The sequence below is a fragment of the Flavobacterium maritimum genome (assembly GCF_040049085.1).
GTDB lineage: Bacteria > Bacteroidota > Bacteroidia > Flavobacteriales > Flavobacteriaceae > Flavobacterium > Flavobacterium maritimum.
Genome location: NZ_JBDLZY010000049.1, coordinates 1 through 529, shown reverse-complemented (window position 1 = coordinate 529; position 529 = coordinate 1). Strand labels below are relative to the sequence as shown.

At 37.4% G+C, this 529-nt stretch carries 1 protein-coding gene; it reads right to left on the bottom strand.

The genetic code is table 11. From position 1 onward, the window contains the following. Positions 1 to 529, bottom strand: a 529-nt coding sequence (locus ABEB23_RS18240; RefSeq protein ID WP_348814146.1) for an RNB domain-containing ribonuclease, incomplete at both ends; no start/stop codon positions are given.

Below are 529 nucleotides of genomic sequence, written 5' to 3'. Positions count from 1 at the left end.
ATAATATATTGCGCTTCTTCATAAGCAAAACGCTGATCCGAATAGATTACTGTTCTTCCAAACCATTGATTGATAACCTGTGCTGTCGGAGATACTTCAAAAACAGCAGAGAAAGTATATTTTTCTTCGTGTGGACGCAGCGAACAAGCAAAATTAGACAAAACTTCCGGAAGCATCGGCACTACTCTATCTACTAAATAAACCGAGGTAGCACGCTGATAGGCCTCATCATCCAGAATAGTTCCTTCTTCCAGATAATACGAAACATCGGCAATGTGAATACCGATTTCGTAATTTCCATTTTCTAACTTTTTGAAAGACAGTGCATCATCAAAATCTTTTGCATCTTTTGGATCTATCGTATACGTAAGTGTATCACGCATATCACGTCGATTTGCAATTTCAGATTCCTGTATTGAAGTATCTATTTTTTGTGCATATACCTCTACTTCTACCGGAAAATCTGATGGTAAACCATATTCTGCAAGAATAGCATGAATTTCTGTATTGTGTTCTCCGGGTTTTCCTA